At 73.0% G+C, this 14,126-nt stretch carries 10 protein-coding genes and 1 pseudogene; 10 read left to right on the top strand and 1 reads right to left on the bottom strand.

Going from position 1 to position 14,126, the window contains the following annotated elements:
• Positions 1–275 precede the first annotated feature (275 nt).
• From ACMXN5_RS04830 to ACMXN5_RS04785, 10 genes and pseudogenes are all read left to right on the top strand, one after another.
• Positions 276–1,103, top strand: a pseudogene (locus tag ACMXN5_RS04830) (isopenicillin N synthase family dioxygenase); the annotation flags it as partial.
• A 180-nt stretch (positions 1,104–1,283) separates the two neighbouring features.
• A complete protein-coding gene (locus ACMXN5_RS04825) occupies positions 1,284–2,639 on the top strand; it encodes an O-acetylhomoserine aminocarboxypropyltransferase/cysteine synthase family protein (protein WP_439677947.1) in 1,356 nt (451 codons plus the stop codon).
• Complete coding sequence (locus tag ACMXN5_RS04820) at positions 2,636–3,478, top strand: alpha/beta fold hydrolase (protein WP_439674152.1); 843 nt, start codon at positions 2,636–2,638, stop codon at positions 3,476–3,478. The genes ACMXN5_RS04825 and ACMXN5_RS04820 overlap by 4 nt, the downstream gene beginning before the upstream one ends.
• A 108-nt stretch (positions 3,479–3,586) precedes the next feature.
• Positions 3,587–5,140, top strand: coding sequence for an ABC transporter substrate-binding protein (locus tag ACMXN5_RS04815; protein WP_439674151.1), 1,554 nt, complete (start codon positions 3,587–3,589; stop codon positions 5,138–5,140).
• Positions 5,141–5,201: 61 nt separating this feature from the next.
• Positions 5,202–6,170, top strand: a complete 969-nt coding sequence (locus ACMXN5_RS04810) for an ABC transporter permease (protein WP_439674150.1) — start codon at positions 5,202–5,204, stop codon at positions 6,168–6,170.
• Positions 6,167–7,918, top strand: coding sequence for a dipeptide/oligopeptide/nickel ABC transporter permease/ATP-binding protein (locus ACMXN5_RS04805; RefSeq protein WP_439674149.1), 1,752 nt, complete (start codon positions 6,167–6,169; stop codon positions 7,916–7,918). The genes ACMXN5_RS04810 and ACMXN5_RS04805 overlap by 4 nt, the downstream gene beginning before the upstream one ends.
• Positions 7,915–8,727: an ABC transporter ATP-binding protein gene (locus ACMXN5_RS04800; RefSeq protein WP_439674148.1), complete on the top strand. Its 813-nt coding sequence runs from the start codon at positions 7,915–7,917 to the stop codon at positions 8,725–8,727. The genes ACMXN5_RS04805 and ACMXN5_RS04800 overlap by 4 nt, the downstream gene beginning before the upstream one ends.
• 71 nt (positions 8,728–8,798) lie before the next feature.
• Complete coding sequence (locus ACMXN5_RS04795) at positions 8,799–9,281, top strand: (2Fe-2S)-binding protein (RefSeq protein ID WP_380035347.1); 483 nt, start codon at positions 8,799–8,801, stop codon at positions 9,279–9,281.
• 5 nt (positions 9,282–9,286) lie between these two features.
• Positions 9,287–10,276, top strand: coding sequence for an FAD binding domain-containing protein (locus tag ACMXN5_RS04790; protein WP_439674147.1), 990 nt, complete (start codon positions 9,287–9,289; stop codon positions 10,274–10,276).
• Positions 10,273–12,480, top strand: a complete 2,208-nt coding sequence (locus ACMXN5_RS04785) for a xanthine dehydrogenase family protein molybdopterin-binding subunit (RefSeq protein WP_439674146.1) — start codon at positions 10,273–10,275, stop codon at positions 12,478–12,480. The genes ACMXN5_RS04790 and ACMXN5_RS04785 overlap by 4 nt, the downstream gene beginning before the upstream one ends.
• Here ACMXN5_RS04785 and ACMXN5_RS04780 read toward each other — a convergent pair.
• The gene (locus ACMXN5_RS04780) at positions 12,448–14,046 is read right to left on the bottom strand and encodes a sensor histidine kinase (RefSeq protein ID WP_439674145.1); all 1,599 of its coding nucleotides are present in this window, start codon (positions 14,044–14,046) and stop codon (positions 12,448–12,450) included. The two genes, ACMXN5_RS04785 and ACMXN5_RS04780, sit on opposite strands and share 33 nt — an antisense overlap.
• Positions 14,047–14,126 lie beyond the last annotated feature (80 nt).

Raw genomic sequence — 14,126 nt, 5'->3', positions numbered from 1 at the left:
GACGAGCCGACCACTTCGACCAGATCTGTCGCTGACCCCTGCGCTCGTGCGGTGCGCTTTCGCGCCGCCGAGCAGGTGTGTGCCCGCCCCCGCGTGACCGATGCCGGTCCGCCGCGCGCCGGCCCGCCCGCCTTCCGCGTCGCCGCCCTCCGGGCCGGCGCGCCATTCGTACCCGATCTCGCCCCACCCGCCACGGGTCCGCCGTGCCGCGTTCGGCCCCGCCCCGGGCCGGCGTCCGGCCCGGCGTGCCCGAGGCTGTACCGAGGACCCCAGTCATGGCAACCAGCGCACCGCCCACCACCCTGCCCGTGATCGACATCTCCCGATTCCGCGACCCCGCCGCGGACCCGGCCGCGTTCCTGGCCGAACTCCGCTATGCCGCACGGGAGATCGGCTTCTTCTATGTGATCGGCCACGGCGTCGACCCGGAGCTGCGCGCCCGCGCCCTGGCGGTCTCGAAGCGTTTCTTCGCCCTACCCGAGGCGGACCGGCTCGCGGTGGAGAACATCAACTCGCCGCAGTTTCGCGGATACACCCGCACCGGCACCGAGTACACCGAGGGCGGCCCGGACTGGCGCGAACAACTGGACATCGGCCCCGAGCGGGCGGCGCTCGACCTCGGCCCGGACGATCCCGCCTACCTGCGGCTGATCGGCCCCAACCAGTGGCCGGCCGCGCTGCCCGAACTGCGCGAGACCGTACTCGCCTGGCAGGCCGAGGCGTTGCGGGTCAGCCGCGAGGTGCTGCGGGCGCTGGCCGCAGCGCTCGGCCAGGACAGCGGCTACTTCGACGAGTGGTTCGACGAGGAGGCCGCGGTCCACGTCAAGGTGGTGCACTATCCGGGGCGGCCCAGCGCCGACGTCGACCAGGGGGTGGGCGCGCACAAGGACTACGGCTACCTCGCGCTGCTCCAGCAGGACGAGATCGGCGGCCTCCAGGTGCAGGCCCGGGACGGCTCCTGGATCGACGCGACGCCGCTGCCGGACGCGTTCGTGTTCAACATCGGCGAGATGTTGGAGATCGCCACGCGCGGCTACCTGCGGGCCACCCGGCACCGGGTGGTCGCCCCGCAACCGGGCGTCGACCGCTACTCGTTGCCGTTCTTCCTCGGCCCGCGCCTGGACGCCGTGGTCGAACCGCTCGACCTGCCCGCCGAGTTGGCCGCCGAGGCCGACGGGGTCACCGAGGATCCGGACAATCCGCTCAAGCCCGCCTATGGGGAGAACGCGCTGATCGGATGGCTGCGGTCGCATCCGCGCGTGGTCGAGCGCTGGTGGTCGGATCTGCTCCCGGACGCCACCGAACCACCCGACCCCCGACCGGCCTTCGAGACCCTCCAGGTGCACGCCGGGGCCCGCCCCGATCCGGCCACCGGCGCCCGCGCCATGCCGATCTACCTGACCAGCAGCTACGTCTTCCGCGACGCGGCGCACGCGGCCGACACGTTCGCGCTCACCGACCTGGAGACGCACGCGTACACCCGGTTGTCCAACCCCACCACCGCCGTGGTGGAGGAGCGCATAGCCGCCCTGGAAGGCGGCACCGCGGCGGTGGCCGTGGGCAGCGGCCAGGCCGCCACCACCCTCGCGCTGCTCAACCTGGCCCGCGCCGGCGACCACCTCGTCGCGGCCGCGTCCCTGTACGGCGGCACCCGCACCCTGCTCGAACACACCTTCGCCGACCTGGGCATCGAGGTGACCTTCGTCGACGACCCGGACGATCTCGACGCCTGGCGCGCCGCGATCCGACCGGCCACGAAGGCGCTGTTCGGGGAGAGTGTCGGCAACCCGCGCGGCAACGTGCTCGATCTGGCCGCCGTCGCGGAGATCGCGCACACCGCGGGTGTCCCGTTCGTGGTCGACAACACGGTGCCCACGCCCTACCTGCTTCGCCCGATCGAGCACGGCGCCGACATCGTGGTGCACTCCACCACCAAGTTCCTCGGCGGACACGGCACCGCGATCGGCGGGATCGTGGTCGACGGCGGCACCTTCGACTTCGGCGCGCACGCCGACCGCTACCCGGGCCTGGTCGCGCCCGACCCGACCTATCAGGGCCTCTCCTTCTGGGAGAGGTTCGGCCCGGACCGCATCGCCTACGCGCTGCGCCTGCGGGTACGGCTGTTGCGCGACCTCGGCCCGGCGGTGTCGCCGCTGAACAGCTTCCTGCTGCTCCAGGGCATCGAGACGTTGTCGCTGCGCCTGGACCGGCACACCGCCAACGCCGAGCGGGTGGCGGCCTGGCTCGCCGCGCGGCCCGAGGTGCTGCGGGTGGATCACCCGAGCCTGCCCACCAGCCCGTGGCACGCCGCGGCTCGGCGCTATCTGCCGCGCGGCGCGGGGGCGGTGCTGTCGGTGGACCTGGCCGGCGGCCTGCCGGCCGGGCGGCGCTTCGTCGAGGGACTGCGGCTGTTCAGCCACCTGGCCAACATCGGCGACGCGCGCAGCCTGGCGATCCACCCCGCGTCCACCACCCACGCACAACTGGACCCCGAGCAGCGGCTGCACGCGGGGGTCACCCCCGGCCTGGTCCGGTTGTCCGTCGGCCTGGAGGGTATCGACGACCTGCTCGCCGACTTGGAAGGCGGGTTGGTGGCCGCAGCCGCCGGTACCGACATCTTCGCGGAGGGCACCCGATGACCACCCGTCAGGCCGTGCACCAGAGCCGGATCCGCGGTGCCCGCGGCGAGTTCCACCTGCGCGTGTGGCCCGTCGTGGGCGAACCCGTCGCGGTCGTGCTCTTCCTGCACGGACTCGGCGAACACGCGGGCCTGCACGAGCCGTTGGCGCATCGGCTCAACGCTGACGGGATCGAGGTGTGGGCCCCCGACCAGATCGGCCACGGCCTCAGCGACGGCACCCGGGTCCTGGTGGAGAGCCTGGACGCGCTCGCCGACGACGCCGAACTGGTCCTGGCGCGGATCACGGCGGGCCGCCCCGGCGTACCGCTGATCCTGGCCGGCCACTCGCTCGGCTCGGCCGTCACCCTGCTGCTCGCGGGCGAGCGGGTCGCCGCCGCGTCCGCCCGCGCGCTGGTGCTGGCCGGCGCCGGGACCGGCTTGTCGGCGGGCGAGAGCGGCCTGCGCGCGCTGCTCGCCGAACACGACATCGACCCGATGTCGCTGCGCAAGGACCCGAGCGAGCTGTGCGGAAACGCCGAGTACGCCGAACGGTTGCGCAACGACCCGCTGGTCTGGTCCGGCGGCTTGCGCCCCGAGACGCTGGACGCACTGGAAGCCGGCGGCGAGCGGATCGCCGCACTGATCGCCGGCGGTACGATCACCCGTCCGGTGCTCTTCGTCCACGGCGAGGCCGACGACCTCGCGCCCGCGAGCGCGGTCCGGGCCGCCGCCGAGACGCTGCCCGACGCCCGGGCCCGGATCTTCCCCGGCGACCTGCACAACGTGCTCGCCGAACGCGACAGCGCTCAAGTACACGACGAGATCGCCGAGTTCGTGTTGGCCGCCGCCCGCGGCTGAGCCCCCGGTCCGACCGCGAGGGCCGCACGGCCCTGCCATGCAACCCCGCGCGGTCCCGTCACGTCACGTCACCCCGCACCACCCCACCCGCAAGGAGATCGATCCACCATGCGCCGCTCCGCGCTCCGCATCGCCGCCGTCCTCGCCCTGGCCGGACCGGTCCTCGCCGCGTGCGGCTCCGGCGGCACCCCGAACCCCGCCGCCAACGGCGCCAACACCCAGGCCCCGGCCCCCGCGGACAGTGCGCTCGACCCGAACGCCACGGCCCGGGTGCGGCTGGTCCTGGAACCCACCAGCCTCAACCTGACCACCACCGCCGGCGTCGCGCTGGAACAGGTCCTGCTCGACAACGTCTACCAGGGCCTGCTCGGGGTCGACACCAACGCCGACAACAAGATCGTGCCCGCCCTGGCCTCCGGCTTCGAGACGTCCCCCGACGGCCTCACCTACACCTTCCACCTCGCCCCCGACGCCGCCTTCCACGACGGCTCGCCCGTCACCGCCGAGGACGCCGTCTGGTCGCTCCAACAGGTGCTCGCGCCCGGCTCCAAGCAGCCGAACGCCAAGACCCTGGCCACGATCGCGGGCGTCGCCGCACCGGACCCGGCCACCGTGGTGATCACCCTCAAGCAGCGCGACACCAACCTCACCTGGGCGCTGACCCAGCGTCAGGGCGTGATCTACAAGAAGGGCACCGATTTCGCCAAGCTGGACACCACCGAGAACGGCACCGGCCCGTTCAAGCTGGACGGCTGGCAACGCGGCTCGGCGATCACCCTCGTGCGCAACGACGCGTACAAGGGCGCCAAGGCGAAGGTGGCCAAGGTCGTGCTCAGCTACATCCCCGACCGCAACGCCGCGAACAACGCGCAGGCCACCGGCCAGACCGACATCGAGACCGCCGCCGAGGCCACGCTGCTCCAACCCTTCACCGGCAATGACAAGTTCACCGTGCTGCGCGGCACCACCACCGACAAGTACACGCTGGCGATCAACAACGCCAAGGCGCCGCTGAACAACCCGGCCGTGCGGCACGCCATCCGGCGCGCGATCGACAAGGACGCGCTGATCAAGTCCCTCGGCGGGGCGGGAGTTCGGCTCGGCGGCCCGATACCCACCTCCGACCCCGGCTACCAGGACCTGACCACGATCGACCCGCACGACGCGGCGGCGGCGAAGAAGGCACTCGCCGACGCCGGGGTCACCGATCTCAAGCTCACCCTGAAGATCCCCAACATCTACCCGGCCGCGATCGGTGACGTCCTGGTCTCCAACCTCAAGGACGCCGGCATCGAACTCACGGTCAAGCAGCAGGAGTTCACCGCCTGGCTGAGCGAGGTCTACACCGCGAGGGACTACGACCTGAGCCTGGTCAACCATGCCGAGCCGCACGACATCGGCAACTTCGCCACCCCCGGCTACTACTTCGGCTACGACAACGCGCAGGTGCGCGACTGGTACGCGCAGGCCGTGGCCGCGCCCGACGAGCGCACCCGCACCGACCTGCTCGCCCGGGTCGGCCGCCAGGTCGCCGAGGACGCCGGCGCCGACTGGCTGTACCAGGCCCAGACACTGACCGTGGTGCGCAAGGGCGTCAGCGGCGCACCCCAGCACCACACCAGCAGCCGACTCAACCTCGCCACGATCGGGATCGGCAAGTGACCTCGCGTCGGGGGCCGTCACACGAGCGATCGTCGCGGCACGGGCCGGATCGGGGACCGGCATGACCGTGTTCGTGGTGCGCCGGCTCGGACTGCTCGCGCTGTCCCTGCTCGGCGCGAGCATCCTGACCTTCGCCCTGCTGCGACTGCTCCCCGGTGATGCCGCCGCCTCTGTCGGCGGCATCACCGCCGACAAGGCGCAACTCAGGTCCATCCGGCACGACTTGGGCCTGGATCGACCGCTGATCGTGCAGTACTGGACCTGGCTGACCGAGGTGCCCACCGGCGACCTCGGCCACTCGCAGCTCAACGGCTCCTCGGTGACCGGCGAACTCGGCGAGAAACTACGGGTCACCGGCCCGCTCGTGCTCGGCGCGCTGGTCCTGGCGCTCGCCTTCGCGGTGCCGCTGGGGATGCTCGCGGCGGTGCGCCGCGAGCGGCGCGACGGTACCGCGATCAGCGTGGCGAGCCAGCTCGGGATCGCGCTGCCCACGTTGTGGGTGGGCCTGTTGCTGATCCTGCTGTTCGCCGTGCAGACCCCGCTGCTGCCCGCCCAGGGCTTCCCCGTGGACGGCTGGGCGAATCCCGGCGAGGCGAGCCGCAGTCTGGCGTTGCCGACGCTGACCCTCGCCCTGTCCGAGGGCGCGGTGCTGCTGCGCTTCGTCCGCTCCGCGACGCTCGACGTGCTGCACCGGGACTACCTGCGTACCGCGCGCGCCGCCGGACGCACCCGCACCGGCGCGCTGCTTCGGCACGGGCTGCGCAACGCGGCCGGGCCGGTGTTGTCCATGCTCGGCGTACAGGTCGCCTCCCTCCTGGTCGGCGCGATCGTGGTGGAGAAGGTGTTCACCCTCCCCGGCGTCGGCTCGATGCTGGTCGCCGACGTGGGCAACCGGGACCTGGTCAAGGTGCAGGGCGAGGTGATGCTCCTGGTGGCGATCGTGCTGTTCGTCGGCTTCCTGGTGGACATCGCCCAGCGGCTGATCGACCCGCGCCTGGCGGACGTTCGGGTCCGGGAGGTGTCCGGATGAGGGCGCGCATCGCCGTCGGCGCAACGTTGCGCGCGCTGCGGCGCGACCGCAACGGCCTGATCGGCGGCACGCTGATCGCGATCCCGGTCGGCGCGGTGCTGCTGTCGCTGGTGTGGACCCCGTACGACCCGACCGCCGTCGACCCGAACTCGCCCTGGCTGCTCCCGTTTTCGCACGGGCACGTGCTCGGGACCGACATGCTCGGGCGGGACCAGTTCAGCCTGATCCTGGCCGGCTCCCGGGAGACGCTGGTGATCGCGCTCGTCTCGGCGGCGATCGCCGCCGCGCTCGGTGTGCCACTGGCGTTGGCGGCGGCGCTCGGGCCGCGCCGGTTCGCGGCCGGGGTGGTGCAACTGGTCGACGTGGCCATCGCGTTCCCGGCGCTGCTCACCGCGATGATCCTGGCCGCCGTGTTCGGCGGATCGGTGTGGACCGCCGCGAGCGCGATCGGCGTCGCGTTCGGGGTACACCTGGCCAGGATCGCCCGGGCCGAGATCGAGCGGGTGGCCGGCACCGACTACGTCCTGGCCGCCGCCGCGAGCGGATCCAGCACGTGGCGCACCATCCGGCGGCACATCCTGCCGAACATCGCGCCGACCCTGCTCGTCCAGCTCTCGCTGGTGATGGCGGTGGCCTCGCTGACCGAGGCCGCGCTGTCCTACCTCGGCTACGGCAGCCCCGCGCCCGCGGTGTCCTGGGGCCGGATCCTGCACGACCAGCAGCCCTACATCTCGGCCCGGCCGCTGCTCGTGGTCTGGCCCGGACTGGCCGTCGCGCTGACCGTGTTGGGCTTCAACCTGCTCGGCGACGCGCTGCGGGACGCGACCGATCCGCGCCTGCGGCACGGGGGATCGGGGCCGGTCGCCAAGGACGAGGGCGAGCGCGCGGTGCGGGCGATGCGTACGCCCACCGAGGTCGACGGCGCGCTCCTGGAGATCACCGACCTCACCATCCGGATCGCCGGCCGCACCGTGGTGGACGGCGTCGACCTGACCCTCGCGCCCGGCGAACGGCTCGGCCTGATCGGCGAGTCCGGCTCCGGCAAGTCGCTCACCGCGCTGGCCGTGCTCGGCCTGCTGCCCGAGGGCGCCGAGGTCACCGGCAGCATCCGGCTCGACGGGGTCGAACTGCTCGGCCGCTCCGAGCGCGAACTCGCCCGCATCCGGGGCGATCGGGTCGCCATGGTCTTTCAGGAACCGCTCACCGCGCTCGACCCGACCATGCGCATCGGCCGGCAGATCGCCGAACCGCTGCGCCTGCACCGGGGCATGACCCGCCGTCGGGCCGACGAGGCGGCGATCGAGCTGGCCGCGCGGGTGGGCCTGCCGGATCCGGCCGATCTGGTCCGGGCCCGGCCGCACCAGCTCTCCGGAGGGCAGCGCCAGCGGGTGGGCATCGCGATCGCCCTGGCCTGCCGACCGGCGCTGCTGATCGCGGACGAGCCGACCACCGCGCTGGACGTGACCGTGCAGCGGGACATCCTCGCGCTGCTCGACGAGCAGGCCCGGGAGCAGGGCACCGCGCTGCTGTTCATCACGCACGACCTCGCGGTGGTGTCCTCGGTGAGCGATCGCATCGCGGTGCTGCGCGGCGGGCGCACGGTCGAGCAGGGGCCGCTGGAGACGATCCTGCACGACCCGCGCGCGCCCTACACGCGCGCACTCCTCGCCGCCGCGCGGGCGACGGCGTTCGTCCCGATCGAGGCGCCGACCGAGATCCCCACCGACTCCGTGGAGGCCGCGTCGTGACCGCGCCCGCCGTACTGCTGCGCGCCGAGGGGCTGACCCGGACCTATCGGCTGTCGCGTCGTTCGTTGTGGGCCCCACCCGGGCGGCGGTACGCGCTGCGCGGGGTGGATCTGGCACTGGCCGAGGGCGGCGCGCTCGGCGTGGTCGGCGAGTCCGGCGCGGGCAAATCCACCCTGATCCGGCTGCTGCTCGGCTTGGACCGGGCCGACGGCGGCACGGTCCGCTACCGCGACCGAGAGGTCCGTCCCGGGCCCGCCCGCACCCTGGCCTGGTTCCGGCGCGAGGTGCAGATCGTGCTCCAGGACCCGATGAGCTCCCTCGACCCCCGCGCGCGCGTGCGCGACATCGTGGCCGAACCGCTCGAATGCCTGGGCGTCGCCGGCGACCACGACGCGCGGGTGGACGAGGTGCTGGCCGCCGTCGGCCTCGACCCCGACACCCGCCACCGCTACCCGCACGAGTTCTCCGGCGGCCAACGGCAGCGGGTCGCCATCGCCCGAGCCCTCGCCCCCGACCCGCGCGTACTGGTCGCCGACGAGCCGGTCAGCGCGCTCGACGTGTCCGTCCGGGCGCAGATCCTCGACCTGCTCGGCGACCTCAGGACCCGGCTCGGCCTGTCCCTCGTGCTGGTCTCGCACGACCTCGGCGTGGTGCAATACCTGTGCGACGAGGTCCTGGTCCTGAAGGCGGGCGAAGCCGTCGAGGCCGGCCCGACGGCGCGGGTCCTGGGCAGCCCCAGCCACCCGTACACCCGCGACCTGCTCGCGGCGATCCCCACGCTGCCCGCGCCGAGGGAGTCGGCCGTGTAGCGCGCGCGACGGGCGGGTAGCAGCGCTGATCCGGGTCGGCACGGCCCGGGTGCGCCCACCCCGGAGGGACCATGTCGATCGAGCCCGCCGCCGACGAAGTCGAACTGCGGGTCAACGGGGACCCGCGCCGGATCCGCGTCGACCCGCGCGTCACCCTGCTGGACGCGCTGCGCGACGAGTTCGGGCTGACCGGCCCGAAGAAGGGCTGCGACCTCGGCCAGTGCGGCAGTTGTACCGTGCTGCTCGACGGACGCCGGATCACCTCGTGCCTGACCTTCGCGGTGATGCACGACGGCCGCGAGGTGACCACGATCGAGGGCCTGGGCGGGGATCCCGAAGGGGAGTTGCACCCCGTACAGCGGGCGTTCGTCGACCACGACGCGTTCCAGTGCGGCTTCTGCACCCCCGGGCAGATCATGGCCGCGGTCGCGCTGCTCGCCGAGGGCCACGCCGGGGACGACGACGAGATCCGCGAATGGATGAGCGGCAACCTGTGCCGGTGCGCCGCGTACCCGAACATCGTCACGGCGATCGCCGCCGCGGCCGGGCGGTGACCGCCATGCGTCCCTTCACCTACACCCGTCCGGACGAACCCGCGCACGCCTGGGCCGAGCTGGGCCCGGACGCGATGTACATCGCCGGCGGCACCAACCTCGTCGACCTGATGAAGTGCGGCGTGGCCGACCCCGCGCGGCTGGTCGACATCGGCGGGCTGCCGCTCGGCGGGATCGGGCCGGACGGCGACACGCTCCGGATCGGCGCCCTCGTCCGCAACAGCGACCTGGCCGCGCACCCGGTGGTGGCCGAGCGTCTGCCCGTGCTCGCCCAGGCCCTGCTCGCCGGCGCTTCGCCGCAACTGCGCAACCTCGCCACGCTCGGCGGCAACCTGATGCAGCGCACCCGGTGCGGCTACTTCCGCGACCCGTCGATGCCGTGCAACAAGCGGCTGCCGGAGAGCGGCTGCGCGGCGCTGGACGGCGACCACCGCGGCCATGCGGTGCTCGGGACGAGCGAGCGGTGCATCGCCACCCACCCGTCCGACCTCGCGGTGGCGCTGCTCGCGCTGGGCGCCCGGGTGCGGATCGACGGACCCGGCGGTCCGCGCGTGGAGCCGATCGACACCTTCCACCTGCCGCCGGGGGAGACCCCCGAGCGGGAGACCACTCTCGCGCACGGCGAGTTGATCACCGGGGTCGAGGTGCCGCTGACGGCACTGGGTGCCCATTCGTACTACCTCAAGGTGCGCGAGCGGGCCTCGTTCGCGTTCGCGATGTGCTCGGTGGCGGTCGCCCTGGACGTCCGCGAGGACACGGTTCACGATGCCCGGATCGTGCTCGGCGGCGTGGCGACCACGCCGTGGCGGGCGGGCGCGGCCGAGACGGTGCTGATCGGCGCCCCGCCGAGCACCGCCGCGTTCGCCCGCGCGGGGGAGGCGGCCACCGAGGGTGCCCGGCCGCTGCGGGACAACGCGTACAAGGTCGAACTCATCCGTCGCGTCGTCGCCCGGGCGCTGACCACGCTGACTACCGTGGAAGGGGACCGCGGATGAGCCCGGAGCAGCCGTGGATCGGCCGACCCCAGACGCGGGTCGACGGTCCGGTCAAGGTCACCGGTACCGCGATGTACACCGGCGACGTGGCCCTGCCCGATCTGGCCCATGCCGTGCTCCTGCAGAGCACCATCGCCAAGGGCCGCATCCTCGACATGGACGTCGCCGCCGCCGAGCGCGCGCCGGGTGTGCTGGCCGTGTGCGCCTCCGACGGCTCGCTGGGCATCCGCCCGGTGGCGTCCTACTACTCGGCGGACAACGGGCCGATGGGCGACGGCCGGACACCGCTGTCCGACGCGGTGATCCACCACCACGGGCAGCATGTCGCGATGGTGATCGCGGAGTCCCGGGAGCAGGCGTGGGCCGGCGCCGAGCTGATCAGGGTGCGCTATCGCGAACAGGCCCCGCTGGCGCGGATCGAGGACGCCATCCCGCAGACCCCGCCGGGCCGCGAGGACGTGGTCCGGGGCGACCTGACCACGGGCCTGGCGGTGGCCGACGCGACGATCGAGGCGTACTACGAGACACCGCCGCAGCACATGAACGCGATGGAGCCGTGCACCACCACCGCGCGTTGGACGGGCAATCGGCTCACCGTTCACGACTCGACGCAGTACGTCTTCGGGGTGCGCGCGGCGCTGGCCGAGGCATTCGGGCTGCGGCCCGAGGACGTGCGGGTGTTGTCCGGGTTCGTCGGCGGCGGCTTCGGCAGCAAGGGCACGGTGTGGCCGCACGTACTGCTCGCCGCGGCGGCGGCGCGACTGGTCGGCCGACCGGTGCGCCTCGCGCTCACCCGGCCGCAGATGTTCACCTCCTGCGGCGTGCGCCCGGCCACCCGGCAGCGGGTGGTGCTCGGCGCGCGGCGGGACGGCCGGTTGACCGCGATCGCCCACGACGGCACCACGGCGACGTCCTTCGGGGAGAACGTGGTGGAGAACACCGGCGCGACGACCGCGATGTTGTACGCCTGCCCGAATGTGACGATCCGTCAGCGCATTGCGCGGCTCGACATGCAGCCGCCGACCTTCCAGCGGGCGCCGGGCCGGGCCCCGGGATCGTTCGCGCTGGAGTCGGCCCTGGACGAGCTGGCCCACGAACTGGGCGTCGACCCGGTGGAGTTGCGTCTGCGCAACCACGCCGACACCGATCCCTCGTCGGGCCGGCCGTGGTCGGGCAAACACCTGCGCGAGTGTTACCGCCTGGGCGCCGAGCGGTTCGGCTGGGATCCGAACGACCGCACGCCGGGCACCCGTCGCGACGGCGACGTGCTGATCGGCAGCGGGATGGCGAGCGCGACGCACGAGATGGACCCGGGACCGGCCGCGGCCTACGCCGAACTGCGGGTCGACGGCACCGCCGTGGTGGGCGTCGCCTCGCACGAGATCGGCACCGGGACGTACACCGTCTTCGCGCAGATCGCCGCCGACGTGCTGGGTGTCGGGCCGGAGCGTATCTTCGTCCGGCTCGGCGACACCGAACTGCCCGAGGCGCCGCCCTCGATCGGCTCGCAGACCGTGGCCTACGTCGGCCCGGCGATCCGGCGGGCCTGCGAGGCGGTGCGCGACGACCTGCTGGCCGCCGCCCTGGACGATCCGGAATCGCCGCTGTACCGGCGGGAGATCGGCACGATCGACTTCGGCCCCGACACGTTCGTGGGCGAGCTGTCCCGGATCGGCTCGCCGTCGATCTCGGCGATCGGCCACGCCCATCCGGACGCCGGATCGCCTTACGCCGTGCACTCGTTCGGCGCCCACTTCGCCGAGGTCGCGGTGGACGTGGCGACCGGGACGGTGCGGGTGCGGCGGATGGTCGGCGCGTTCGACATCGGCCGGGTGATCAATCCGCGCACGGCGCGCAGCCAGCTCATCGGCGGGATGACCTTCGGTCTGGCCCAGGCGTTGATGGAGGCGACCACGATCGACCCGCGCCGGGGGCACGTGGTCGAACCGCATCTGGCGGGTTATCACCTGCCGGCGAACGCCGATGTCGGCGCGCTCGACGTGCTGTTCACGGACATCCCGGACCCGCACATCGGCGACGTCGGCGCGCGGGGCGCGGGCGAGATCGGCGTGGTCGGCGCGGCGGCGGCGATCGCCAACGCGGTCTTCCACGCGACGGGGGTGCGGGTGCGCACGTTGCCGATCACGCCGGACCGGGTGGTGGTGGCCGGATCAGGGCTGGGGTGGGGGGACTTCGGCGAGTGACCGGTCGGCCGCCGGGAGGGTGAACACGATGCGGGTACCGGCCGTGTACTCGGGGTCCAACCCGATCGTGCCGCCGTGGAATTCGACGATCTTCTTGCACATCGCCAGCCCCATGCCATTGCCCGGATAGGCCTCGCGGGTGTGCAGGCGCTGGAAGATCACGAAGATCCGGTCGGCCTGGGCCGGATCGATGCCGATGCCGTCGTCGGTCACCGAGATCCGCCACATCCCGTCCACCGCCTCGGCCTCGACCGAGACCCGGACCGGCCGGTCCGGCTTGCGGAACTTCACCGCGTTGGCGATCAGGTTCTGCACGACCAGGGAGAGCTGGGAGCGGTCGCCGCGCACGGTGGGCAGCGGATCGTGCCGGACCTCGGCGCCCGCGTCGCGGATGGCCAGATCCAGATCGCCGACCACCGTCTCGTACACGGCGTTCAGGTCCACCGCCGCGTCGGTCGCCGGACCTCGGCCCACCCGGGAGAAGGCGAGCAGGTCGTCGATCAGGGTCTGCATCCGCACCGCGCCGTCCACCGCGAAGTCCAGATAGCGGTCGGCCCGCTCGTCGAGTTGCCCGTGGTACCGCTTGTCCAGGAGCCGGCAAAAGCTCGCGATCTTGCGCAGCGGCTCCTGGAGGTCGTGCGAGGCGACGTAGGCGAACTGCTCCAGGTCGGAGTTGGAGCGGCGCAGTTCGGTGGCCTGCTCGTCCAGACGGTGTCGGGCGTCGTGGGAGAACGCCAACTCGTCGGCGAGGCGGCGGCGCATCGCCTCCATCGCGTCGGCCAACGCGCGCAGGTCGGCGGGGCCGGTGGGGGTGATCTCATGCCGAAAGTCGCCCCCGGCCACCGCGTTGGCGTCCGCCACCAGTCGGCTCATCGGCCGGGTCACGCCGTGCCGCAACCCCGCGAACACCATGATCACACCGCCCACGACCACCAGGGCTATCCCGCTGAACACCCACGTGCGCAGGTCGCGGACGTCCTGGAGGTCGGCCCTGGCGCTGTCGCGCTGCCGCTGGAGGCGGTGCGACTGCTCGCGGGTGGCGGTGCGCAGCGCCGGGTAGGCGGACGTGTCGGCGACGGCCGCGCGCACCTCCGCCGGCGGCTCGCTCCCGGGCGGGACGGCCAACACGGGCCGGACCACCCGCTCCTGCCACGCCTGCGCCCGCTCCTGCACCACCCGCAGTTCGTTGCTCGCGGTCGGGTCGTCGCGCAACAACTCGCGCAGTACGGCCGCCTGTTCCTGCTCGGTGGCGCGGCCCGTCGCGTAGCCGTCCAAAAGCGAGGCGTCGCCGGTCCATACGTAGCCGCGCACCGCGGCGTCCTGGTCGGCGTACGCCGTCTCCAAGCGCACCGCTGCGATCAGCGCCGGCGAACTGTAATCCACCAGCCGTCCGTTCACCGAGGTGGAGTGGGTGAACACCCACGCGCCCAACGCGGCCAGCAGGGCCGATACGACCAGCGTCGTGGAGACTCCGACGAGCAGCCAACGTCTGGTGTCCCAGGTGTGCCGCCGCGTTCCGGTCCCCGGCGCCCCCGACCCGGCGCCGACCCCCTCGTGTCGCTCCACCACACCGTCCCCATCGTGCCCATCGCGCCGAGCCCGCCGGCGGCGGGCCGGACATCGTGCGAGGACCGATACTTGCCCGA

Source organism: Embleya australiensis (assembly GCF_051903075.1).
Lineage (GTDB): Bacteria > Actinomycetota > Actinomycetes > Streptomycetales > Streptomycetaceae > Embleya.
This window is presented reverse-complemented; position numbering and strand designations above follow the sequence as displayed.

Coding starts and splice junctions, on each gene's coding strand:
- ACMXN5_RS04820 (WP_439674152.1), top strand. CDS start 2,636: ATGACCACCCGTCAGGCCGTGCACCAGAGCCGGATCCGCGGTGCCCGC.
- ACMXN5_RS04815 (WP_439674151.1), top strand. CDS start 3,587: ATGCGCCGCTCCGCGCTCCGCATCGCCGCCGTCCTCGCCCTGGCCGGA.
- ACMXN5_RS04810 (WP_439674150.1), top strand. CDS start 5,202: ATGACCGTGTTCGTGGTGCGCCGGCTCGGACTGCTCGCGCTGTCCCTG.
- ACMXN5_RS04805 (WP_439674149.1), top strand. CDS start 6,167: ATGAGGGCGCGCATCGCCGTCGGCGCAACGTTGCGCGCGCTGCGGCGC.
- ACMXN5_RS04795 (WP_380035347.1), top strand. CDS start 8,799: ATGTCGATCGAGCCCGCCGCCGACGAAGTCGAACTGCGGGTCAACGGG.
- ACMXN5_RS04790 (WP_439674147.1), top strand. CDS start 9,287: ATGCGTCCCTTCACCTACACCCGTCCGGACGAACCCGCGCACGCCTGG.
- ACMXN5_RS04785 (WP_439674146.1), top strand. CDS start 10,273: ATGAGCCCGGAGCAGCCGTGGATCGGCCGACCCCAGACGCGGGTCGAC.